Annotated in this window: 21 protein-coding genes and 1 pseudogene; 7 read left to right on the plus strand and 15 right to left on the minus strand. The window is 65.5% G+C overall.

Annotated elements, in window-relative coordinates; translation table 11 throughout:
• Positions 1-5 precede the first annotated feature (5 nt).
• The 8 genes from HDC96_RS18440 to HDC96_RS08640 form a co-directional block, all read right to left on the minus strand.
• The gene (locus HDC96_RS18440; RefSeq protein WP_179459539.1) at positions 6-977 is read right to left on the minus strand and encodes a HEAT repeat domain-containing protein; all 972 of its coding nucleotides are present in this window, start codon (positions 975-977) and stop codon (positions 6-8) included.
• 84 nt (positions 978-1,061) lie between these two features.
• Complete coding sequence (locus HDC96_RS08610; protein ID WP_179459540.1) at positions 1,062-1,226, minus strand: hypothetical protein; 165 nt, start codon at positions 1,224-1,226, stop codon at positions 1,062-1,064.
• 49 nt (positions 1,227-1,275) lie between these two features.
• Positions 1,276-1,425, minus strand: coding sequence for a hypothetical protein (locus HDC96_RS08615; RefSeq protein ID WP_179459541.1), 150 nt, complete (start codon positions 1,423-1,425; stop codon positions 1,276-1,278).
• Positions 1,426-1,435: 10 nt separating this feature from the next.
• Entirely contained in the window at positions 1,436-1,573 is a 138-nt protein-coding gene (locus tag HDC96_RS08620) for a hypothetical protein (protein WP_179459542.1), read from the minus strand.
• Between the two features lie 112 nt (positions 1,574-1,685).
• Entirely contained in the window at positions 1,686-2,912 is a 1,227-nt protein-coding gene (locus HDC96_RS08625) for an ABC transporter permease (RefSeq protein ID WP_179459543.1), read from the minus strand.
• Positions 2,896-3,618, minus strand: coding sequence for an ABC transporter ATP-binding protein (locus tag HDC96_RS08630; protein WP_257018617.1), 723 nt, complete (start codon positions 3,616-3,618; stop codon positions 2,896-2,898). Before HDC96_RS08630 ends, HDC96_RS08625 begins: the two co-directional genes overlap by 17 nt.
• On the minus strand, positions 3,615-4,814 hold the full coding sequence (locus HDC96_RS08635) for an efflux RND transporter periplasmic adaptor subunit (RefSeq protein ID WP_179459544.1): 1,200 nt from the start codon (positions 4,812-4,814) through the stop codon (positions 3,615-3,617). Before HDC96_RS08635 ends, HDC96_RS08630 begins: the two co-directional genes overlap by 4 nt.
• A 1-nt stretch (position 4,815) precedes the next feature.
• Positions 4,816-5,526: a YIP1 family protein gene (locus tag HDC96_RS08640; RefSeq protein WP_179459545.1), complete on the minus strand. Its 711-nt coding sequence runs from the start codon at positions 5,524-5,526 to the stop codon at positions 4,816-4,818.
• A 77-nt stretch (positions 5,527-5,603) separates the two neighbouring features.
• Between HDC96_RS08640 and HDC96_RS18475 the strand changes: the two genes are divergently transcribed.
• Entirely contained in the window at positions 5,604-6,884 is a 1,281-nt protein-coding gene (locus HDC96_RS18475; RefSeq protein ID WP_179459546.1) for a histidine kinase, read from the plus strand.
• Positions 6,881-7,591, plus strand: a complete 711-nt coding sequence (locus HDC96_RS08650) for a LytTR family DNA-binding domain-containing protein (RefSeq protein WP_179459547.1) — start codon at positions 6,881-6,883, stop codon at positions 7,589-7,591. The genes HDC96_RS18475 and HDC96_RS08650 overlap by 4 nt, the downstream gene beginning before the upstream one ends.
• 373 nt (positions 7,592-7,964) lie before the next feature.
• Here HDC96_RS08650 and HDC96_RS08655 read toward each other — a convergent pair whose 3' ends face one another.
• The gene (locus tag HDC96_RS08655; protein WP_179459548.1) at positions 7,965-8,507 is read right to left on the minus strand and encodes a single-stranded DNA-binding protein; all 543 of its coding nucleotides are present in this window, start codon (positions 8,505-8,507) and stop codon (positions 7,965-7,967) included.
• Between the two features lie 312 nt (positions 8,508-8,819).
• Between HDC96_RS08655 and HDC96_RS08660 the strand changes: the two genes are divergently transcribed.
• Positions 8,820-9,851 carry a LacI family DNA-binding transcriptional regulator gene (locus HDC96_RS08660; protein ID WP_179459549.1) on the plus strand — a complete coding sequence of 344 codons (1,032 nt, stop codon included), beginning with the start codon at positions 8,820-8,822 and terminating at the stop codon, positions 9,849-9,851.
• A gap of 18 nt (positions 9,852-9,869) precedes the next feature.
• Here HDC96_RS08660 and HDC96_RS08665 read toward each other — a convergent pair whose 3' ends face one another.
• The gene (locus HDC96_RS08665; RefSeq protein WP_176990115.1) at positions 9,870-10,196 is read right to left on the minus strand and encodes a hypothetical protein; all 327 of its coding nucleotides are present in this window, start codon (positions 10,194-10,196) and stop codon (positions 9,870-9,872) included.
• A 113-nt stretch (positions 10,197-10,309) separates the two neighbouring features.
• Between HDC96_RS08665 and HDC96_RS08670 the strand changes: the two genes are divergently transcribed.
• The gene (locus tag HDC96_RS08670; RefSeq protein ID WP_179459550.1) at positions 10,310-10,906 is read left to right on the plus strand and encodes a sigma-70 family RNA polymerase sigma factor; all 597 of its coding nucleotides are present in this window, start codon (positions 10,310-10,312) and stop codon (positions 10,904-10,906) included.
• The gene (locus HDC96_RS08675) at positions 10,903-11,310 is read left to right on the plus strand and encodes a hypothetical protein (protein WP_179459551.1); all 408 of its coding nucleotides are present in this window, start codon (positions 10,903-10,905) and stop codon (positions 11,308-11,310) included. The genes HDC96_RS08670 and HDC96_RS08675 overlap by 4 nt, the downstream gene beginning before the upstream one ends.
• A 23-nt stretch (positions 11,311-11,333) precedes the next feature.
• Here HDC96_RS08675 and HDC96_RS08680 read toward each other — a convergent pair whose 3' ends face one another.
• The 5 genes from HDC96_RS08680 to HDC96_RS08700 form a co-directional block, all read right to left on the minus strand.
• A complete protein-coding gene (locus HDC96_RS08680; RefSeq protein ID WP_179459552.1) occupies positions 11,334-11,726 on the minus strand; it encodes an SseB family protein in 393 nt (130 codons plus the stop codon).
• Between the two features lie 69 nt (positions 11,727-11,795).
• On the minus strand, positions 11,796-12,293 hold the full coding sequence (locus HDC96_RS08685) for a GNAT family N-acetyltransferase (protein WP_179459553.1): 498 nt from the start codon (positions 12,291-12,293) through the stop codon (positions 11,796-11,798).
• A gap of 92 nt (positions 12,294-12,385) precedes the next feature.
• Positions 12,386-14,107, minus strand: coding sequence for an alpha-amylase family glycosyl hydrolase (locus tag HDC96_RS08690; protein WP_179459554.1), 1,722 nt, complete (start codon positions 14,105-14,107; stop codon positions 12,386-12,388).
• Positions 14,107-15,594 carry an MFS transporter gene (locus HDC96_RS08695; protein ID WP_179459555.1) on the minus strand — a complete coding sequence of 496 codons (1,488 nt, stop codon included), beginning with the start codon at positions 15,592-15,594 and terminating at the stop codon, positions 14,107-14,109. The genes HDC96_RS08690 and HDC96_RS08695 overlap by 1 nt, the downstream gene beginning before the upstream one ends.
• Entirely contained in the window at positions 15,591-17,792 is a 2,202-nt protein-coding gene (locus HDC96_RS08700; protein WP_179459556.1) for a Six-hairpin glycosidase-like protein, read from the minus strand. Before HDC96_RS08700 ends, HDC96_RS08695 begins: the two co-directional genes overlap by 4 nt.
• 233 nt (positions 17,793-18,025) lie before the next feature.
• Between HDC96_RS08700 and HDC96_RS08705 the strand changes: the two are divergent.
• Both HDC96_RS08705 and HDC96_RS08710 read left to right on the plus strand, forming a co-directional pair.
• Positions 18,026-20,090: pseudogene (locus HDC96_RS08705) on the plus strand (glycoside hydrolase family 97 protein).
• A gap of 315 nt (positions 20,091-20,405) precedes the next feature.
• Positions 20,406-23,165 carry a TonB-dependent receptor gene (locus HDC96_RS08710; RefSeq protein ID WP_179459557.1) on the plus strand — a complete coding sequence of 920 codons (2,760 nt, stop codon included), beginning with the start codon at positions 20,406-20,408 and terminating at the stop codon, positions 23,163-23,165.
• Positions 23,166-23,903 lie beyond the last annotated feature (738 nt).

The raw sequence follows: 23,903 nt of genomic DNA on the forward strand, positions 1-23,903 counted from the left end.
CCTGATCAGGCAGCGATGGCGGAATGGAAGAGATCAAGGGTGCGCCTGGCAGTGGAACGAACGTCCGGATGGGAATCGTCCACAGCCATTCTTTCCACCAGCGGCCACGCGCGCTCGGCGTCGATCGCTAGCAGTTCACGCATTACATACCAGCGGACGAAGTAATCGTCGTGCCGAAGGAACGGCAGGCAGGATTCGAAGGCTTCGGCATGGCCAAAAAGCCGCAGGATTGTCGCCATCATCTGGATCCGCGAGGACTTGTCATTGGTTGCCGACAGGCCGATCAATCCCAGCGTTTTCGAATCGAACTCCGGCATCACCGACGCAGGTGAATGCTTGGCATAGGCCTGGGCAAAGCAGACCACCGAATCGGAGCTTTCGAACGTGAACGAATCGCGGCCGGCGCGCAGGATCAGTTCGTCACCGTCCTGCACGTGGAACGTACGCGAGTTGTTACAATGCATGGAAGCAGTGGCTGGCGCCTCGTCGGTGATGGCATCGCACGAAAAAACCGTCACCACTGCACCGCCAGCCCGGATGAACCGCACCAGGAGGTCCTTCGGCGTCATCATGATCGAGCTGGGTTTGAGGCGGTTATTGAACTTCTTGAACGCCACAGAAGTGGGGTCGGCGACCACCGTGGCAACGGCGAAGCTGTCGGTGTCGATGAACTGCAGACCGGTCATGGCCTCGTTATCGATGCTCTGCCCTTGCGCCTGGTGGATGTCACTCTCCAGCGAGCTCTGCACTTCGTTTCGGAAGAAGCCGGCGATGGCATCGGAAGCAAGAAATCGCTGGAAGTGAGGCAGCATCTGCTCAAAAGTCGGCTGCTCAAGTGCGGCAATGGAGGACTTCAGTAGCGCAATTTCGCCGAGCTCACGATGACGATCGTTGGCGCTTCGGGCCGAGCCAAAGAAACGCGCCTGCTCGGTGGGGTTGTCGGCATATTCCGACAGGAAGAATTTGCTGTTTTCCACTCGATCATCCTTTTCAGCGTAGTCCTGGGTCTGACCGTAGGCCAGACAGGGTGGCGAGGCAGCCCGTGCTGCCCCGCCCGAACGTCACTCGATGCTTGCTGCGACCTCGGTATTGGTGTTTATGAAGACGCCCGCGATGATCCCTACTGCCACGCAGACGCCACCGGCGGTCGAGTCTTGGACCTCGGTGCCGACGATGCCGACATCCATGCTCAAGCGGGGTACTGCGGAGAAAGAAGGCATGTCCATTTGTCGCTCCTTGAGATCAGCCGGGCCACGATGGCCCGGCCGTGAGGGGTCAGGCGAGTACTTCGTGGGACTGCTGGTTGATCATCACGCCGGCCACCACGCCGACGATCACACACACGCCGCCAACGGTGGAATCCTGGGTTTCCGAACCCACGATTGCGACGTCCATTTCCAGGCTCGGAATCTTGTTGATATGCATGTGATGGGCCTCAGATGGCAGTGGCGGTATCGAGCACAGCGATTGCAATTAGGATCGCCAGCGTTACTGGCTCCAACAGGCTGTTCTGCGTGCGCGAGCTGGGCATACCCACGTCCATGTCGAGCGAAGGAATCTGACGGATGTTCATAGTATTGCTCCTTGGGTTGATGGTAGTGGCCGCATCCCTGCGTCTGCTGCTCCTGACGGCATATCCATGCCGTTTCCTGCCGAATCGCCGGGCACCTTCTGCGCGTGCCGGGTCACTCGTATCTCAATGCCGTAATGGGATCTAGCCGTGCAGCCTTCGCCGCTGGTAACAGCCCAAACAAGAGTCCTACGGCGGTGGAGAACGTCACGCTGAGCGCCACCGCCCACCACGGCACCACTGCCGATCCAACTCCGGGCAGCAACGTACTCACCAGCAAGCCGATCGCGTATCCCAGCGCGACACCAAGCACTCCGCCCCCCAAAGCCAGCAAGGTCGCCTCAATGAGAAACTGCTGCAGGATCCGCCGAGAGGGAGCACCCAGTGCCTTTGCCACACCGATCTCACGGGTACGCTCGGTTACCGAAACCAGCATGATGTTCATGATCCCGATGCCTCCCACCAGCAGCGACACACTCACCATCGCCGCCAGTACCACGCCGGTCATGCGTACAATCTCCGCGAAGGACGCGTTAAGTTCAGCGGCTGTCTGCACCTTGAAATCATTCGGCTGGCCCGGCTTAAGCCGGTGCAACTGGCGGAGCAAACCGGTGATTCGCTGTGCCGCCTGATCCACTGCGTCCAGCGATGCCACCTTCAGGGTGATGCTGACATCCGGTTGGCTGCCGTCACTGACAGCCAGTCCGGTGTTGAAAGGAATCACGACATAGTCGTCCTGGCTGAAACCGAATATCTCGCCCCTCGGCTCCATCACGCCGATGATCAGGAAGGGCTCGCCCGCAATGGAAAGGAACTGACCTACCGGGTTTCCTTGGATATCCAGCGACTGGCGCACTTTTTCACCGATCACGCAGACCCGGCGGCGCGATCGGTCGTCATGGCTGCTGATGAAACGTCCCAAACGTGGAAATACCTGTCGCGAATCCTGATAGCCCTCGGTCGTGGCAAGCACACGCGTGAAGCCGGTCTTGCCACGGATGGCGACTTCACTTCCGAAGTCGCCGAAGGCCATGAACAGAGGTGAGACCTCCTGAATCTCTTCGATATGCTCGACGATGAACTCGTAATCCCTCAGCGTCAGTCGGTTGCGGCGGCCCTGCATGGACAGTGACAGTGGTGTATGCGACTGCACGGTGAGGCTGTCGCCGCCCAGTCCGGAAAAGCGCTGGGTGATGGACTGCGAAAGCCCGGACATCACCGCTACCACGGCGATCACAGCAGCGACGCCGATGACGATGCCCAAGATGGTCAACAGGCTGCGGAAACCGTGCGCCCGGATACTGCCCAGAGCAGTGCCACAGACATCAAGCAGCATGCGCATGCGCGGGCCTCTGTGCGGGCGGTTGCTGTGCCAAGCGCCCGTCGGCAACGCTCAAGACGCGTCCGCAGCGTTCGGCGACGGCAGACTCATGAGTCACCACCAGCAGCGTGTGTCCGTCCAGCAGCAGCTCGTGGAACAGTGCCAAAATGGCTTCTCCGGTGCGCGAATCAAGGTTTCCGGTCGGCTCGTCGGCCAGCAAGATCGAGGGCTCTCCACAAAGCGCGCGCGCAATTGCCACACGCTGGCGCTGGCCACCGGACAATTGGCTGGGTAGATGCGAAGCGCGATCAGCGAGCCCTACCCGCTGCAGAGCGTGGCGGGCCCGTTCGCGGCGCTGGGCCGGCTTCATCGCTCGGTACAGCAGCGGGTGTGCGACGTTGTCTAGTGCGCTGGCACGCGGCAGCAGCTGAAAATTCTGGAAGATGAAACCGATCTCGCGGTTGCGCAAGCGTGCCAATCCGTTCTCGTCCAGGCTTGCCACGTCCTGGCCGTTCAGGTGGTAGGTTCCCGCCGTGGGCCGGTCCAAGCACCCTAGTATGTTCAGCAGCGTCGACTTGCCGGCACCGGAGGCACCAATGAACGCCACAGATTCGCCACGCGCCACCTGCAGGTGAACTTCGTCCAACGCGACGATGGTTTCTCCGCCCATCTGGTACTCCTTACGGATGCCGTTCAGTTCCAGCAGCGGTGCGGAAGAATGGGTCATTGCCGAGGTTCCTCGGGCACGCGCAGCGGATCCCCGTTGCGCAGATGGCGGAGTTCACGGTAAGGCCCCACAATTACACGGTCACCAACGGCAAGCCCGCTCCGGATCTGCTGGTAACGATCATCGGATAGTCCGGTGGTCACCACCCGGCGCAGCGCTAGGTTGCCTTCCGAAACGTAGACATAGGACTGTCCCGCTTCGCGCGATCCTGGATCAGCCGTCTCCGAGTTGCTGCTCAGCACCGCCTGCAGCGGTACGGCCAAGGCATCGGCAGCGGTCACCGTATATATCTCGGCACGACAGGACATACCCGGACGCAGCGTCAGTCTTGAGTCCGCCTCAAAACGCAGGCGCACCGTGTAGTTGCGTCCGGTGACGGGTACCCCGGGCGTGGGGACCCGGGGGGTCAGCGCGATGTGGACGACCTCGGCGCGCACTGCGGCGTCCGGATCGCCGGCGGCGAACACCGCAGCCTGCTGACCAACTTGCACACGCGGAATGTCTGCTTCATCTACGTTGACCTCGGTGATCAGCGTGGCCGGGTCGGCAATCGTCAGCAGGCTCGAACCTGCGATGCCCGAGGCACTCGGCACGGCGGTTTCACCTTCCTTGATTGCCAGCGCGACGACCACGCCGGACATGGGCGCACGTACCGTGGCCTTTGCCTGCCGCTGCTGCACCTGCTCCAGCTGGGCCATTGACTGCCGCAGTTGTTCCCGTGCCGACTGCAACGTGATGCCCGCGACCTGGGCCGCTTGGTTTTCCTGTTCGTGCATCCGGGCATCGATCAACCGAGCGTCGAACAGTTGGTCCATGCGTCGGGCCTGGCGCCGCGCGGCCGCCAGTTCCACCTGCTGGCGCTCCACTGCGGTGCGCTGCTGGGCAACCACCGCCTGCTGCTGCTGGACCTCCGCACGCAGAGTCTCATCGTCGAGCTGCAGCAGTATCTGGCCTTTTTCAACCCGGTCGCCTTCGCGCACTAGTACACGCTGCACACGACCGATGATTTCCGGCGACAGCAGGGCCTGGTGTTCGTAGACCATCGTACCCGACGTCAGGATGGACGCCTGGATCTCGCGCGTCTGGGCCTGCTCGGTAAACACCGGCTTACCCTGCACGCCGCCTCGCCAATGCGCCAGTACGGGAACCGATACCACCGCAGCCACCGCCAGCGCGCCCCAAGCACGAATCTTCATGTCAAGCCCCCACCGCCGCGATCTTTACCGCCCAGCACGCGTAGGTCGCCGCGAAGGGCAGCAATGCTGCTGCGACGGCGGTTGGCCAAGAGCGACCGGTCCAGTGGCGCAGTCCGATCGCCAGCAGGCCAACGCTCCACACTGTGGTCAGATTCAGACTGTTCAGCAGGCCGTGCCAGGGTGACGTTTCAGTGGCGTGCACGAGCAATTGATTCAGCGAAAGTGGATTCAGCGCCTCTGGTGCCAGTTGGTTGCTGCGCGCAAGTGCGATCTGCAAGGCCATCACGGGGATCAGCAGCAGCGTCGGCGCGGTACCCCATGCAACGAACCCGAACCACTGACGGTAGCTGCGCCCCTGACCCAGCACCTTGCCCGCAATCAGGAAGTAAGCCGCCATGGCGGCCAGTAGCGCAGGAACGGCGACCAACGCGCCAGCCACCGAGAGCGCAAGCAGGCTGCTTCTGCTCAGTACGGACTGCGCCGCCTGCCGCGAGGCATCATCCACGAGCGCCACGTTCTGGGCGATTAGACGCTCCTGCAGCCAGGCGAAGTCGACCATCTGGTAGTACCAGACCCAGAGCGCGACGTTCCCCAGCACGGCAAGCCCCACGGGCAGCAACGCCATGTTGCGCTGAGGTATCGCGTCGAACACACGGCGTGGCTCGGTGAAGATCGAGAGCAGGGCCTGCGAGGCCGGAAGGGAGGTATCCATGTGCGTTCTTCCTGTGGGCTGGCGACGCCAACACTACCTACGAGGCGTGCTGGCGGGCACGCACCCTTGCTCGACTGGTGAAAAAACAGGATGAGCGGTCTGAACACGACATGAAGAGTGGCCAGAAATCGGCTCCGGGTGCACAATCCACCTACAAAAAGGAGATTCTCGACATGGATGAGCTTTCGATCGGGGTCCAGAGACAGGAGCGCCTTTCCAGTGGGAGACTGACCGCTGGCGGGCAGTCCCCCACGCTTCGAGCCGGCACCTTCCTGGGCCGTTGGTGGCATTCGATCCGACACGCCTCCCAGCCGTACTGGGTGCTGCAGACCATCAACTCGGTGGGTTCGGTGTTTATCACCGTGCAGGTGCTGCAGTCGGCGGCACAGTTCGGCGGAGCCCAGCGCAGCTTCGCGCTGCTGGGCGCCGCCAGCGATGCCGTCGTGCTGCTGCTGCTAACCCACGTGCTGGTCCGCCCGCTGCTGCAGGTCGGGTTCGTGCGCAATCGAGCGACCTTGCTGACTTGGGTCGGACTGATGGTGGCCCTGATGGCATGCGCGGCGCTGTCGGTATGTTTCACCGATCTTGTCACCATGCTCTCTGGCGCGCGCGGGCCTATCCAGGAAATCCGTTTCCATACCGGCACTTCGGAGTTCGGCATCACCTTGTCCGGCTGGCAGCTGTTCGCCATGCAGGTGATCAACGCGCTGATGGCCTACGTGCTATGGGCGGCCGTCTACTTGGGCTGGAAAGCGATCGCCGCGCGCCGCGAGCTGCAGCGCAAAGTGAACCACGCCCGCCTTTGGCAGCTTACCCGCCAGATGGGTCCACATTTCCTGTTCAACGCGTTCAACTCCATCCGGGGCCTGATGTACGAAGACATCGACCGTGCGTCACAATTGATCACGCGCCTGTCCGACCTGCTGCGGGTGCAGCTTGGAATGCACGAAGACACCCACCAGTCGCTCCGTGATGAGTGCCGAATGGCACGCGACTACCTGGAAATCGAACTGGTCCGCCTGGAACCGAGGCTGTCCTACAGCTTTCACATCGCGGCAGACTGCGAAGCTTTCCTGCTGCCCACACTCACGGTGCTTACAGCGGTGGAGAATGCAGTCAAACATGGCATCGCTCCGAATGCAGCGCCCGGGTGGGTACGTGTGGAAGCGAGGCGTTCCGGCCGCCACTGGCTGCTTGAGATCACCAACAGCTACGACCAACCCAGCAGCGTACAGAGCACAGGCATCGGCCTGAAAAATCTACGAGAGCGGCTTTTGCTGAGCAGCAATGGGCTGGCTCGATTGGCGCACCAGAGGGAATCGGATCTATTCCGCCTACGCATGGAGCTGCCAGCATGATCAAGGCCCTCGTGGTGGATGACGAGCGCATCGCGCGTGCCGAACTGCGTCGCCTGCTCCAGGCACATCCCACGGTGGAGATCGTCGGTGAAGCCAAGGACGCGGCAGAAGCCAATACGCTGCTCGCCAGCCTGCGTACCGACGTGGTGTTCCTTGATATGGACATGCCTGGCGAATCCGGCATGGGTCTGGCGCGGCGCCTGCCCGATCAGCTCCGCGTAGTCTTCTGCACCGCGCACAGCGCTTTTGCCACCGAAGCCTTCGAGATCAACGCGGTCGACTACCTCCTCAAGCCGATATCGCCCGAAGGCTTGGCGCGCGCCGTCACCCGGCTCGGCGGCAGCAAAGTTCATCAACGCACCGATTGCCTGCCGCTTGATTTCGCCATCATCCTCAAGTTCAACGACGTAGGCAGAGTCGTGCGGCTGCGCGAGATCGAGCGCTTCGAAAGCGTGGGGAATTACGTCGGCGTGCATTGCCGGCATGGCGCGGCTCTCATTGTGGGCACCATCGCGCGGCTGGAGCAGCGGCTGGATCCTGGCCACTTCCTGCGGGTGAACCGCGCTGAGATCGTGCGCCTCGACGCCATCGTCAACATCGGCAACGGTGCCAATGGCGGCTTGGACGCGACGCTTGAATCGGGAAAGACCATCGAGATTTCCCGCAGGCAGGCGCAACTGATGCGTACGCGCATGGCCATGCTATAAGCCGGATGGGTGTGTATCCCAGGCAAAGGCACTCCGCCTCGCATGCACCTGCCAGCTAGCTGGCAGGGGTAAACCCAACGATCACCTTGGTCGTCTCGAAGGACTCCAAGCCCCAGCTGCGTTGGATACCCAACGAAAAGAGAAACCGGGGCAAGTCCGCGGGCGTCGATGCGCCCGTGATGTGCCGCGCGTTCTTCGAACTGCTCCCCCGCGATCAGTGCTGCGCCGATGACCATGCCGTCCGCCGCCACCGCAATGGTATCCAGATAGCGTCCGACGCCTTAGCAGGACGCAAAAATCCCGCGCAAACAAAAAAACCCCAGCAAGCACAGGGGCTTACCGGGGTTTCATCTGCATCCGTAAAAATCAGGAATCAGAACGGAATGTCGTCATCAGCGAAGTCGTCCATCGGCGGCGCCGACTGCTGCGGTGCCTGCTGCTGCGGGCGCTGCTGGCCGTAGCCACCACCACCGCCGCCGCGCTGACCACCGCCACCACCACCACCACCGTACTCCTGGCGCGGGGCCTGCGCGCGCTGCGGACGTTCGCCGCCAGCACCGCCAGCACCGCCACCGCCACCTTCACGGCCGCCGAGCATCTGCATCTCATCGGCGATGATGTCGGTGGAGTACTTCTCCACGCCGTCCTGGCCGGTGTATTTGTCGTAACGCAGGCTGCCTTCGACGTAGACCGAGCTGCCCTTGCGCAGGTATTCGCCGGCGATTTCGCCGAGCTTGCCGAAGAACACCACGCGGTGCCATTCGGTGCGCTCCTGCTGGTTGCCATCCTTGTCCTTGCGGACGCTGGTGGTGGCCAGGCTGATGCGGGTGATCGCCATACCGCCCTGGGTGTACTTCACGTCCGGGTCGTTGCCGAGGTTGCCGACCAGGATGACTTTATTGATGCCGCGCGCCATAGGGTTGCTCTTCCGTTGTCCGAGGGCAGGCCGCAGTCATATCACAGCCCCGGACAGGCTGCAGAGACGCGGGGCCGCCCCAGGTGAAATTGGGGGAATCCAGAACGGCCCATCTTATCATTGCCATCGTCCCCGGCCCTGTCGGAATTCCGGCCGGAAGCGACCGGAAACCTGCTCGAGCCATATGCCGCAAGGGTGACGGCGGTTGGGCCCGCAGCCCACCGCCCGCTGGCGCGGGGGCCCTCCCTCCGCCCGGCCCGCCCCTGGCGGCGCATGGCATGATGTCCCTTCACTGTTCCCACGCCTGCAGCAATGACCATCCGCGGTAAAGCCACCTCCCTCGATATCGCCCACCTGGCCGGCGTCTCCCAGCCGACGGTGTCGCGGGCGCTGCGCGGCAGCCCGATGGTCAATGCCGAGACCCGGCAGCGGATCCTGGCCATCGCCCGGGAGCTGAACTACAAGGTCGACAAGAACGCCTCCAGCCTGCGCCTGCGCAATGCCGGCACGCTGGCCCTGCTGTTCTTCGAGGACCCGACCAACGACGACTCGCTGATCAACCCGTTCTTCCACGCCATGCTGGGCTCGATCACGCGCGCCTGCGCGCTGCGCGGCTACGACCTGCTGGTCTCCTTCCAGCAGCTGTCCACCGACTGGCAGGCCGATTACGAGGACAGCAACAAGGCCGACGGCATCATCCTGCTCGGCTACGGCGACTACCACGAGTCGCGCGAGCGCCTGCAGCGGCTGGTCGAGCAAGGCACCCATTTCGTGCGCTGGGGGGCGTCCCTGCCCGACCAGCCGGGTGTCTCGATCGGCAGCGACAATTTCCAGGGCGGGTTCGACATCACCGCCCACCTGCTCGACCAGGGCTGCCGCCGGATCGCCTTCGTCGGCCATGCCTCCAGCCACTATCCCGAATTCGAGCAGCGCTACCGCGGCCACGTCGAGGCGATGCGGGTGCGCGGCCTGACCGCCGAGCCTTCATTGCAGCACGATGCGATCACCACCGAGCAGTCCGGCTTCGATGCCTGCCAGGCGCTGTTGGCAGGCGGCGAGCGTATCGATGGGCTGTGCGCGGCCAGCGACCTGATCGCGATCGGCGCGATGCGTGCCCTGCGCGAACATGGGCTGCGCGTCCCGGAGGACGTGGCCGTCACCGGTTTCGATGACATCCCGCTGGCCGCCTCGGTGTCCCCGCCGCTGTCCACCGTGCAGCAGGACACCAAGCAGGCCGGGCACCTGCTGGTGGAAAAGCTGCTGGCACTGATCGAAGGCCAGCCGGTGGAAGGCCAGAGCATCGCGGTGAAGCAGGTGCTGCGGGAATCCTCGCTGCGCGGCTGAGCATCCACCGCTGTCGGCTTATTTCAAGCGACGATCCAGCACGAAGTACACGACATTGCCCAGCCCGGTCGCACCGAGCAGCAGCGCGATCGCCCCGGGCGTGACCCGGTCGATGCCGAGGACATCCACCAGCCCGAAACCGAGCGCCAGGGCCAGCATCACGCAGCCCCAGTGCAGCGCGGCCAGCCGCCGCTTGGTGGTGTCGCCGGCCAGCAGCGAGCGCACCAGCTCTTCCGAGCCGCGGGCTTCGACGATCCGCCGCCGGGTGTGGCCGTCGACCACGCTCTTGATGGCATACACGATGCCGAGGATCAGGACGACGGGCAGAATCAGGTTGTAATCCATGGTGCGTACGTTCCGTTGAGGAGGGGCTTGTCCACTGAGATACGGCCGGGACGGGATCGGTTGCACGGCCCCCGGTTGCAACCGATGGCGCACTCGACGTATCCCTATGGGACATGCGCGCGCCGCCCACCCCTGCCGACTGCCTCGACGCCGACCGTGCCCTGGTCGCCGCCATTCTGTCGCGACAGCCCGGAGCCTTCGAGCAGCTGGTGCGCGAGTACCAAGGACTGTGCTGGCGCGTGGTCGACCGCATGGTCCGCCATCCGGACGACACCCGTGAGCTGTGCCAGGAAGCGTTCCTTCGCATCCATCAGACGCTGCATCAGTACCGCGGCGAGAGCGCACTGAAATCCTGGGTGGCGCAGGTCGCCTATTCGATCGCCAGGCGCCACCTGGAGCGGCGCCGCATTCCGCTGGTGGACAACAGCGTGACCGAAGACGGTGCCGCGTTGATCGACCAGATCGGCGACGGCCACGATCTGGAGGCGCACACCAGCGAGCAGGACATCAACGCCCATCTGCACGCCGCGATCGACGCGTTGCCGCCGCTGCAGCGCACCCTGCTCACGCTCTATCATCTGGAAGAGATCTCCATCGCTGAGATCGCCACCCTGACCGACCTGGCCGAAGGCACCATCAAGAGCCACCTGTTCCGCAGCCGCAAGCGACTACGCGAGCTGCTGGAATCCCGTATTGGAGTGCCCGCATGAGCACCGCAGACGAGCCCCGGATCGACCCCGAGGAATGGCAGGCCCAGGAACGTGGCCTGCGCGCCGCCCTAAGCGGCCAGCGCGCCGGCCCGGACGACGTCGACTACCTGCGCATCGCCGAGGCGATCGCCTCCGCACCACAGCGCGGGCCGCCGATGCGCTTCGCCCGCGAGGTCGCCCTGCGCATCGCCTGCCATGACGCCGGCATCGAGCGCTGGGTGTCGCGGGTGCTGCTGGCCGTGCTGGCCATCGCCGTTCTGGCAGTGGGCACCCTGTTCGGGCCGGAATGGGGGCGTGCGATCGAGCAGGCGGCGGGGACCGCAGCCGTCGGCTGGATGATGGCGGGTGTTGGCTGCGTGAGCCTGTCATGGATCGCCGGATATTGGCGCCGGAAACAACGCTAGGCCTGCTGCCAAAGGCAGCCCCGTCAGCGCGGGCCGTCGGCGAAGTCCTTGAGGATTTCGCCGACGCCCGACGGCGAGATCTCAAAGCCCAGCGAGGTACCCGGATTGATCACCACGCCGTAGCCGCCGGGCACGCGCTTGAGCACTTCCAGCATCAGCATGCGGATCGTGTGCGGGGCCTGCTGGCTGTGGAAGCCGACGCGGCACATATCGGTGAACACCGCCACGTGCAGCACGCCCTGCTTGTCGAACAGCAGCGGATCGAAACCGCTGCCGTCCGGGGTCACCAGGCTGCCGGTGAGCAGCACCACCTCGGAGGCGACGAAGGCCTTCATGAACAGGCCGATCGGCAACTGACCGTCCATCGCGGTCTTGAGCAGCGTTTCGATCGGGGTCTGGGGGGCGGCGTCGTTCATGGAATGCAGGGATACGGGGGATCCCTCATTGTACCCGCGGGGTGACCGGGAGCCGGCCAGCCGCCGGCACTACCCGCGCGCGGGGGCGCCGATCAGGAACAGGTGGAAGGTCGCGTCCTCCTCGGCCAGCGCGACATGCGGCAGGCCGAGACGTGGCAGCGTCCGCAGCCAGTAGGCATGCGCGGTCACGTCGCCGCGGAACACCGCGAGCAGCCATTGCCCGTCGCCGGGGCGGACCAGTTCCTTGACCACATGCGCGGCCAGGCCTTGCCGCCGGTACGTGGGCAGCACGAAGAGGTCGGCCAGCTCGGGATAGTGGCGCCCTTCCCGCTCCACCTGGTCCACCAGCACGAACCCGGCGAGCGCGTCGTCGACGAACAGCAACCGTGCCCACTGCGGGTCATCGCGCAGGGACGACTCGACATCGCTGCGGTCACAATCGAAGAGGCCGTCCGGACGCACCGCTTCTCCACTCCAGGCCGAGGCCTCGAAGTAGTAGAACTGCATCAGGTGGAACAGGCGCTCGGCATCATCGGGCGTTGCGTGGTGCAGGGACAGGCGTGACATGGACAGCGGACCCGGAAGGACCGCACTGCGCGGTCGCGGACCCGATTGTAGTGCCCGGGCCACCGCAGTGCGGCGGGCCGAGCACGCTCCGGCTACTTCGCCAGGCGCCTGGTGCGTGCACGCTGATCGTCGACCGCCGCCTTCAACTGCTGCTGCAGCGCCGTCTGCTCGACCTGCGCATCCAGCACGAACACGCGCACGCCGTGTGCGGGCACCTCGGCGGTCAGCGATCCCGTCACCGTCTGGCTGGCACCGCCCAGCGCGTCGCGCCAGGTACCGGCCTGCAGGTAGCGGCGGACCTCGATGGAGCGCGCCGTATCACCCTTGTTGAGCAGCACCAGTGCGGTCTGCGCGGTATCGCCCTGCTGCAGCACGCGGAAGAACACCGCTTCATCGCCCTGCAGGCGCTCGTTGACCTGCAGGCCGCGCTGCAGGGCCGGCGTGGCCTCACGCAGTCTGGCGATGCGCTGCAGCGGCGCGAAGATCGGGCTCTTCGGCGCGTCGTTGACGCGCTCCTGCCCGAAGTAGGCGCGGTTGCCGGCGTGCTCGGCGCGGCTGCGCATGAAGCCGGTTTCCGAGCCGTAGTAGAGCACCGGGATGCCGCGCGCGGTGAACAGCCAGTTGTGGGCATCGATGAACCCGGCATCGTTGGCATCCAGCCGCGCCATGTCGTGGTTGTCGTAGAAACTCATCAGCTCGTACGGATTGGCATACGGCCCGTCGAGCAGGTGCAGCGGCTCGGCCAGGGTCTCGAAGCCCTTCTGCTCTTTTCCGAACACCGACGACAATGCGCCGCGCAGCGGGAAATCCAGCACGCTGACGTTCGCGTTGGCCGGCCAGGTGTGCTCGGCGATCTTGCCCGCGTCGTAGTCGAATGCCTCGCCGAACATGAACATGCCGGGGTGCTCGGCGCGGATGCGATTGACGAACGCATGCCACCACGGGTGCGGCAGCCAGCCAATGGTGTCGATGCGCAACGCATCCACGCCCTGCGCGGTCCACTGCAGGTACGCGCCGACCAGGTAGTCCATCACCGCCGGGTTGTGCTCGTTGAAGTCGGACAGCTCGGCGAGGTTGCCGTCGAAGATCGAGCCGTTCTTGCCGTCGACCGGGCCAATGCTGTTGTAGAAGGCATGCAGCGGGTTATGCGCCGGGTCCAGCTGCTGCGGCGGCAGGTTCTGGTGATCGGCGATCAACCGGCCGCCCTTGTCGAAGATCTGGCCGAACTGTGGCTGCGCCACCGGCATCGTCCACGCGGGCGAACCATGGTTGCCGACGATATCCAGCACCACCTTCAGGTCGGCGGCGTGCAGGCCACGGGTGAAGGCGGCGAAGTCCAGGCCCTTGCTCGGCAGATGCTCGTCGAGCGTGTAGAAGTTGACGCCCCAGTAGCCGTGGTAGCCGGTCTTGCCGCGGTCGGTCAGCGTGCTGGTGCAGCTGATCGGTTTGCTGCCGGTGAAGGCCTGGTCCGGGTTGTCGATGATCGGGGTGATCCACACCGCACCGAAGCCGAGGTTGCGGATGTACGCGGCGTTGTCGAGCACGCCCTTGAAGTCACCGCCGAGGTAGCCGATGTTGCCGTCCACCTTGTCCGGGCACGGCACCGGGATATTGAACGTGGGATGCGCGCCGCCCTGGTCACGGTGGTCGTTGGACGGATCGCCGTTGACGAAGCGGTCGGTCACCACGAAGTAGACCGCCTGGCTGGCGAAGGGCTCGCGCGTGCCGACATAGTCCGGGCGCTCGACGGCCAGGACGGGGCTGGCCGACAGCGCGAACGACAGGGCCAGCGGCAACGACGAATACCGGGACATCAGACACTCTCCTGTTGGGATGGCACGAGCAGCACGCACAGGCCGGCCAGCAGCAGGCTGCCGCCCCCGAGTGCGAGCACGTGCATCGGATCGCCACCGAGCCACGCGCGCAGCAGGAAGCCGAGCGCACTGGCCGCGACCAGCTGCGGAATCACGATGAAGAAATTGAACAGGCCCATGTAGATGCCCATCTTCGCCGCCGGCACGCTGTCGGACAGCAGCGCATACGGCAGCGACAGGATGGAGGCCCAGGCGAAGCCGACGCCGACCATCGACAGCAGCAGCCAATGCGGGTCGCGGATGAACAGCATCGAGATCAGGCCCAGTCCACCCAGCCACAGGTTGACCAGGTGGCTCCAGCGCAGGCCCAGTGCGCGCACCATGAGCGGGATCAGCAACGCCGCCAGCGCAGCGAACCCGTTGTAGGCACCGAACAGCACGCCAACCCAGTTGGCGCCTTCGTTGTACGCGGCCGAGGCGGTATCGGTCGAGCCGAAGTGGGTGCCGGCGACGGCGGCCGTGGTGTAGATCCACATTGCGAACAGCGCGAACCAGGAGAAGAACTGCACCCAGGCCAGGCGGCGCATGGTGCGCGGCATCGCACGCAGGTCGTCGACGATGGTCGCCAGCATGTGCGGCCCCGGCACGCAGCGCGCGATGCCCAGCAGCACGCCATAGGCGATGCACAGGCCGGCCAGCACGTACAGCATGCGGTCGCCCTGCCGCGCCGCGATGGCTGCGGCCAGCACGATACCCACCGCCACCCAGCCGCCGATCTGCGCCCACGGGGGCGGTCCGGCCACGCGCGCACTCTGGTGCACGGCGGCCGGCTCGGCGTCATCGAAGCGGACCAGCTCGTCCGGCGAGTATTCCCGGGTGCTGACCACGGTCCAGGTGATCGCCGCGAGCAGCACCGCCGCGCCGAAGTAGAACGCGTAGCGCACGGTATCGGGCACCTGCCCCGCGGCCGCCGTGTTGGCGACGCCGAAGTGGGCCAGGATGAACGGCAGGAAGCTGGCGACGATCGCACCGATGCCGATGAAGAAGCTCTGCATGGCGAAGCCGGTCGGCCGCTGGCGCGGAGCGAGTTGATCGCCGACAAACGCGCGGAACGGTTCCATCGATACATTGATCGAGGCATCCAGCACCCACAGCGTGCCAGCGGCGATCCACAGCGTGGGCGAATTCGGCATCACCAGCAGGGCGAGCGTGGTCAGCACCGCACCGATCATGAAGAACGGACGGCGGCGGCCCCAGCGCGTCCAGGTGCGGTCGGACAGGTAGCCGATCACCGGCTGCACCAGCAGCCCGGTCAGTGGTGCGGCGATCCACAGCCCGGGCACGGCATCCATCGGTGCGCCCAGCGTCTCGAAGATGCGGCTGGCATTGGCGTTCTGCAGCGCGAAGCCGAACTGGATGCCGAGGAAGCCGAAGCACATGTTCCAGATCTGCCAGAACGACAGGGTCGGTTTGGGCGTACGGCTCATTGGCGCGGCTCCAGCGACACAGCCACCGGCATCAGGGTCAGCGCGGACACGTGCGCCTCGTTGAGCACACCGTCCCTGCCGCCCTTGCCACCGTTGTACTGCGCGAAGTGGGTCAGCGCGCTCATGTTGAAGCCCTCCTCCAGCGCGATTCGGCAGCTACCCGCCGGTGCCTCGAACTCGACCGCCGTGGAGTCCTGCTCGCCCACGCTGTGCGGCATCACCACCGGACGGCGCTGGTCGGGCTGCCCCTGGCACTGCAGCACCAAGGTCTTTACCGCCGCGGTCACGCCAGTGTTGATCGGGCCGTTCGGATTGTCATAGCGCAGGCGCGCACGCCAGCGGCCGGCGCTCGGTGCGGTCCACTGCCAGTGCGTGGCACCGGCCAGCACCTGCTGCGGACCGACGCAGGTCATTGGGCTGTGCAGCGATTCCAGCGCGCCCTCTCGGCGGGTCAGGCTCAGGCAATGGCTGGCGCCGTCCCGGGCAATCGTGGCGATACCCCCTGTGGGCGACAGCGTCTGGCCGTCGCGCCACAGCACATGATCGGCGGGCACCGGGATCTGCCAGCCTGCCGTGGTCTCGCGAGGCACAGGTGCGGCGGGGGTGGCCGGGGCGAAGACGGCTGCCGGGCGGACAATCGCCGGCGACGGCATCGCCGCACGACCCGCCAACGGGACCAGCTGCACCGTGGTGGTAGTGCCGTCGCGCTGGATGGCGCCCGCCACCAGCAGTTCGCCGGCGACCTGCTTCGGCCGCACCAGCACGTAACGCTGCTTGCCATCGTCCAGGCGGATGCGGTCGCGCTCGCCGAACAACGTCGGCACCAGTGACACCGGCAGCTTCGGCGCGATGCGGCCATCGTCTTCCACGCCGAACACACCTTCCAGCACCATCGAGAGATAACCGGCCACCGACCACAGCTGGCGCGGCGAATTGACCACCGGACCGCTGAGCACGCCTTCATCGACATGCACGGCCAGCGTGCGCATCTCATAGTTCTCCATGTTCGAGCCGGCCAGCGCGGTGCCGCGCATCAGCGACTCGATCTCCATGGCGATGCGCGGGGCATCGTCCAGCCGCCGCGCCGCACGCAGCGAGTACGCGCTGACAAAGGGCCAGATGCCGCGGTTGTGGTAAATCGGCTGCTGCGCTTCCTGCGGCCAGACGACCGGGCTGCCACCGGCCACGGCTGGGTAGTTCGCCAGCGCGCGCCGTGCGCGATCGGCCGGGAGCACATCGGCCAGCACCCCCAGCGACAACGCGAGCAGGTCGTACTTGGCGTACGGCACCGGGTGCGCCGCCTCGCCGATGTAGCTCATGTACTGTCCGGCATCCTCGCGCCAGAAACGCGCGTCGATCTGGCGGGCCAGCGCATCCGCCCATTGGCCGTACGTGGCAGCGCGTGCATCGCCGTGCTGGCGGGCCAACTGTTCGGCCAGGCGCAGCGCTTCGTAGTGCAGCACATTGGTGGACAGCGCGAAGGATTCGCCGATGAAGCGCACGTCCTCGCGGGTCCAGTCCGGATAGGTCTGCTCGCGCCAATCCAGGAACGAAGTCTCGCCGCGATACAGGCCGATCCGTGCATCGAACACCGCCTCGCGATCCTGCGCCAGGGTGGCCTGCAGCGCCTGCCAGACCTGGTCGGCGAATGCCGCGTCATCCAGCAGCCCGCGTGCGGCCAGGAACCAGACCACGCGGTCGCTGCTGATCGGCCAGCTGCCACCGGAGCCGGTGTCCTGCGCCACGAACAGACCCGGCGTGTGCCCATCGCGCGCCGTGGACAGCTTGAACTGCAGCGACTGCCGCGTACGCACGGGATCCAGACGCGACAACGCCAGATCGGCGGCGAAGCTGACATCGCGCGTCCACACATAGGGCCAGCGCTCGCCGGTCTGGAAACACGCGCAGGGAACCGGCTTGCCGTGATTGAAGGCCGGGTCGCGGATCGCATCCACGCGGTCGTCGGCCATCTCCTGCTGGGCCAGCCCGAACAGCGCATCGAACAGCACGCTCGCGGTCTCGCTGCGCATCGGCTGCGCACTGACGCGCACCTCGCCCTGCGGCGCATGCAGACGATAGCCACCCGCAGCGGCGGTTTCGGCGCGCGCATGGCGACCATCGAAATCCAGGTCCGCCGCGCCCGCGGTGGACCCCATCGCTGCCCCGAGGGCGGCGGTCAGGCAGATCATCTTCAGCATCGAAGTGGCGAACCGGCTCGCGCCCGTTGCCTCCCTCCCCTTTGCTCGCGTTGTAGGTCCGCACCGCCTCGCGGCGATGCGCTCGCGGCCCCCTCCCAGGGTGCCTTGGCCCCATGGTAGACGGCGCACCGCAGCCTGCATCGATCTGCATACGTATTCATCGGCACGGCGGCCGGCAGGCGTGAGGGCGTCGCTATAGTCCCGGTGTGTTTTCGGCCACCTTGGGAGGGGAAATGCCGTCACTGTCGTATCCAACGGACGGACGTTGCGCACGTCGTCGCCTGTCCCTGCTGGGCTGGATCCTCTGCGCGTTCAGCGCCACCGCGGTTGCCGGGCCGGTCACCGTGGCCAGCGTCGCGTCACCCGGCAAGGTGCTGCGCGTATCACTGCAACTGGACGGCGGCACCCCCAGCTACCGGGTCGAACGCTTCGGCGAGGCCGTGGTGGACAGCTCCAGGCTCGGCTTCCAGCTCCGCGACGGCCGGCTGGACCGTGATCTCGCCGTGCTCGGCCAGCAGTCGCGCAGCGTCGATGAGACCTGGGAGCAGCCGTGGGGCGAGCGCCGGCTGACCCGCAATCATTTCAACGAAGTGGTGGTGCAGCTGGCCGAGCGCAGCGGCGCCAAGCGTCGCATCGATGTGGTGTTCCGGGTCTATGACGACGGCCTGGGCTTCCGCTACCACTTCCCGCAGCAGCCGGGCATGCGCGAGGCGATCATCGACGATGAGCTGACCGAGTTCGCGATCGCCCCGGCCTCCACCGCCTGGTGGATTCCGGCCGGTGAGCCGATTCACTACGAATCTCTACCAGCGCACCCCGCTGGACCAGGTGCCGCTCGCCCACACGCCGATGACGCTGCGCAGCCGCGATGGCCTGCATGTTTCCATCCACGAAGCCGCGCTGGTGGACTACGCCGGCATGTGGCTGCGCCGCACCGAGGGCCAGCGCCTGCGCGCGCAGCTGTCGCCCTCGGCCGAGGGCTGGAAGGTGCGACGGAGCCTGCCGTTCGATACCCCGTGGCGCACGCTGCAGATCAGCGACACCGCCGGCGGACTGGTCGAGTCCAGCCTGATCCTCAACCTCAACGAGCCCAACGTGCTCGGGGACGTCAGCTGGGTGAAGCCCTCCAAGTACCTGGGCGTGTGGTGGTCGATGCACCTGGACAAGGAAAGCTGGGCGACCGGCCCGCGACATGCCGCGACCACGGCGAAAACCAGGCGCGTGATCGATTATGCCGCCAGGCATGGCTTCCGCGGCGTGCTGGTGGAAGGCTGGAATCCGGGCTGGGATGGCGACTGGGTTGGCAATGGCTATGCGTTCGACTTCACCCGGCCCACGCCCGATTTCGACATCGAAGCGCTGTCCGCCTACGGCGCGAAGAAGGGCGTGCACCTGATCGGCCACCACGAAACGGGGTGTGTGATCGAGCACTACGAAGATCAACTTGGCGCGGCGCTGGACCTGTATGCGCGGCTGGGCGTGGACTCGTTCAAGAGCGGCTACGTCTGCGATGACGGCCAGGTTGACCGCCGCAATCCCGCCGGTGGGCCGTTGTGGCGAGAGTGGCATGACGGCCAGTTCATGGCCCGCCACCATCTCAAAGTCGTGCAGGAGGCGGCCAGACGGCACATCGCGGTGAACCCGCACGAGCCGATCAAGGACACCGGCCTGCGCCGCACCTACCCGAACTGGATCAGCCGCGAAGGCGCGCGTGGCATGGAGTACAACGCCTGGGGCCAGCCACCGAATCCGCCCGAGCACGAGGTCAATCTCGTCTTCACCCGGATGCTGTCCGGGCCGATGGACTACACCCCCGGCATCCTGAGCCTGAAGGGCCGTGGCGGCCAGGCGATTCCCAGCACGCTGGCCCGCCAGCTCGCCCTGTACGTGACGATCTACAGCCCGATCCAGATGGCGGCCGACCTGCCCGAGCATTACGAACAACACCGTGAGGCGTTCCGCTTCATCGAGGACGTGGCAGTGGACTGGGACGATACCCGCGTGCTCAACGGCGAGGTAGGCGACTACGTGACCATCGTGCGCAGGGACCGCCACAGCCGCGACTGGTTCCTGGGCAGCATCACCGACGAACACGGCCGTGTGTTGCCGGTGTCACTGGGCTTCCTTGAACCGGGCGTGCGTTACCGCGCGGAGATCTACCGCGATGGAGACGGCGCCGACTTCCGCAGCAACCCGTTCGCCTTCGTGCGCGAGACGCGCGAGGTCACCAGCGCCGACGCGCTGGTGCTCACCCTGGCACCGGGCGGCGGCCAGGCGATCCGCTTCACCCCGTTGTAAGTCGCTCAGCCAGCGCCGGGTAGCGCCCGACCGTTGGTCGGGCGACGCACGCGGCGCCGGCGCATCCGTGCGTGGATGCGGCATGCCGACCAACGGTCGGCACCTACCGGGCGCGCGTGCGTCGGTGCGGCTGCTATGACGCAGATGTAATCGATTCCAATCCGGCCAACGTCATTGAATACGTATGCAGGGTGATTCCCGCGGTGGGCGCGCTGCCTACCATAGCCACGCAGTCAACGGCCACCGCGCCATGACGCTCCCGGGTCCTCCGGGCAACCAAAAAAATCGATTGGCAACATTGCCTGGGAGGGGAAAATGTTGAACCGCAAGCGCAGCGCGCTGAGTCTCGCGCTGGCCGTCGCCCTGACGCCGTTGATGGCGTCGGCGCAGACCGCCGAATCCAGTACCACCACCGCACCGACCGGCGCCACGGCGACCAATCTGGACACCGTCCAGGTCACCGGCATCCGCCGCGGCATCGAGAACGCGATCGCGATCAAGCAGGACGCCACCTCGGTGGTCGAAGCGATCTCGGCCGAAGACATCGGCAAACTGCCGGACGTGAGCATCGCCGAATCGCTGGGCCGCCTGCCCGGCCTGGCCGCCCAGCGTGTCGCCGGCCGTGCCCAGGTGATCAGCGTGCGCGGCCTGTCCCCGGACTTCGCCACCACCCTGCTCAACGGGCGCGAAGTGGTCAGCACCGGTGACAACCGCAGCGTCGAGTTCGATCAGTACCCCTCGGAACTGGTCAACGGCGTGACCGTGTACAAGACCCCGGACGCGGCCCTGGTCGGCCAGGGCCTGTCCGGCACCATCGACATGCAGACCGTGCGTCCGCTGAGCTTTGCCGAGCGCGTGATCGCGATCAGCGGCCGCTACCAGAAGAGTTCGCTGGGCAAGGCCGCCAATGTCGACCCGTACGGCAACCGCTTCAGCGCCAGCTACATCGACCAGTTCCTCGACAACACGCTGGGCATCTCGATCGGCTACGCGCACAGCGACATGCCCATCCAGGAAAACCAGGTCGGCCTGTACGAACCGTGGACCACCGAGCAGACCGACCAGGGCAACCGCCCCGGCCTGGCCCCGGGCACCGTGTTCTCCGACGGTATCAAGGCGCTGCGCCGCACCGGCAACAACGAGCGCGACGGCGTGATGGCGACCGTACAGTTCCGCCCGTCGAATGTGTGGACCAGCACGCTGGATGCGTTCCATACCGAAGCCGAGCAGATCGATACCGCCAACCAGTTCGAGGTCAACCTCAGCAACTACAACGGTGGCTACACCCCGGGCCTGCTGATCACCAACCCGCAGATCAATGCCGATGGCACCTTCGCCGGCGGCGTGGCGACCGGCGTGTATCCGCTGGTGCGCGGCATGTACAACACGCGCAAGGACAAGATCGACGCGTTCGGCTGGAACAACGAGTTCAACTTCGAGCGCGTCAAGGTCGTCGCCGACGTGAACTACTCCAAGGCCACGCGCAACGAACTGAATCTGGAAAACAACCTGCAGCTCACCCCGATGCCGCAGCTGGATTCGGTCGGCGTGGCGGTCAAGCCGGACGGGTTCTCGCAGATCCGCCCGGGCCTGGACTACGCCAACCCGGACGCGCTGTTCCTGACCAACACCATCTACGGCTCCGGCTACGGCAAGGTGCCGATGGTCGAAGATCGCCTGAAGGGCGCCCGCCTGCAGGCCACCTTCGCGATGCCGGATTCGCTGCCGTGGTTCTCCGACGTGGACGTGGGCGTGAACTACGCCGACCGCCGCAAGGACAAGACCCAGGCCGAGGGCAACATCCTGCTCGGCGACCAGGGCGATGCCAACATCGCCAGCGACCTGCAGTACGCGCCGGTCAACCTCGGCTTCGCCGGCATCGGCTACATCCCCGCCTGGAACGTCCCGGCTGCGGTGGACCGCTACATGGTCTTCAATCCGGTCACCAACCTGGACTACCTGATTCCCAAGGCGTGGACGGTGCAGGAGAAGACCAGCACCGCCTGGATCCGCGCCAACATCAACACCGATCTGGGCGAGGTGGGCCTGCGCGGCAACATCGGTGTGCAGATGGTGCGCACCGACCAGAGCTCGCAGTCCAACTACTTTGATCGTTCGCGTCCCGATGGCCAGAACATCCTGCCGATCGATGACGGCAAGACCTACACCGATTGGCTGCCCAGCCTGAACCTGGCCTTCATGTTCCCGCACCAGCAGACGCTGCGCTTCGCCGTGGCCAAGCAGGTCGCACGCCCGCGCGTGGACCAGATGCGCGCAGGCCTGGAGTTCGGCGTAGACACCGCCACCGGCAAGCCGGGCGGCAGCGGCGGCAACCCGCTGCTGGATCCGTGGCGCGCCAATGCGATCGACCTGTCGTACGAGAAGTACTTCGGCGAGAAGGCCTACGTGGCCGCCGCGGTGTTCTTCAAGGACCTGAAGTCCTACGTCTACACGCAGTCGCGCGATGACTACGATTTCAGCGACCTGCTGGCCAGCTACGTGCTGCCGCCGGGCATGATCGTGCCGCTGCTGCCGACCGGCACCTTCTCGGCCCCGCAGAACGGCCAGGGTGGCAAGCTGAAGGGCCTGGAGCTGACCGCCTCGTTCCCGCTGGAGATGCTGACCGACAGCCTGCGTGGTTTCGGCGTGCAGGCCAGCGCGACCTTCAACGACAGCGACATCAAGATCCTGGACCCGGAGAGCGCGTCCAGCGTGGGCAGCGATCCGATCAGCCTGCCGGGCCTGTCCGAGCGCGTGTACAACTTCACGGCCTACTACGAACGCAGCGGCTTCGAGGCACGCGTGAGCCAGCGTCGTCGTTCGGACTTCATCGGTGAGATCGGCAATTTCAACGGCAACCGGACGCTGCGTTATGTGGTCGGTGAGAACGTGACCGACGCGCAGGTCAGCTACACCTTCGCCGACAGCAGCAGTCTGCATGGGCTGACGCTGCTGCTGCAGGGAAGCAACCTGACCAACGAGCCGTACCGCACGTACGCCGGCACGAAGGACCGCCCGCTGGAATACGTGGAATGGGGCCGTACCTACATGCTGGGCGTGAACTACAAGTTCTGATTGGCCTCGCATCGACCACTTAATGGCAATATCGAAAACCCGCTGCTCATGCAGCGGGTTTTTTGTTGGTTCTTCTCTCCGTGCAGAAGCCGTAGTGCGGGTGCAGAAGCAGTAGCGCTGGCCTTCCATGGGCTGGTCGGGGGTGTGGGGGTTCGCGGGACGCGCCGTGAACCCATCCCTGGGGGCTCGTGAGCGGCATCCATGCCGCTCCAACGGTCCCGCCAACCCCCACACCCCCGCCCTTCGACAGTTGGCTGGTGGTCACGGAAAGGCGAATAAAGGCAGCGTACCTAGCATCGAGCAGTGCATCTGCTGCTTACCGGATTTCGATCATTTCGAGCAGCTTGCCCCACGCAACCATGCCGACTACCTCGAGCGTCCCGATCGCATTGACCGTTCAGACCGCTCCGATCAGACCCATCACTGTCATCGCGCCGAATGTTCGAACCATTGCGCACGCTCCAACCACATCAACGGCTGTGATCGTCGCAACAACTCTAGAGTTTCGATCCAGGTCCCCGAAGACTGCGCAGCCTGCCTGAGCCACCGCGGAAGCCCGCTTTTCCCTTCCGCACCAGCACATTGTCAAAGGGCGGGCACGGGTGGGTTGGCGGGACCATGAGCGCCATGGATGGCGCGACATGAGCCTTATCTGTTCGGAATCTGGCAGCTTAGGTGCCGAGAGCCGGCGTGGGCCGCCGTACGAGCCTGGATCTGAGCGATCGCCATGTAGCTTGG

It is taken from the genome of Stenotrophomonas sp. JAI102 (genome assembly GCF_013409105.1).
In the GTDB taxonomy this organism is placed as follows: domain Bacteria; phylum Pseudomonadota; class Gammaproteobacteria; order Xanthomonadales; family Xanthomonadaceae; genus Stenotrophomonas; species Stenotrophomonas maltophilia_AA.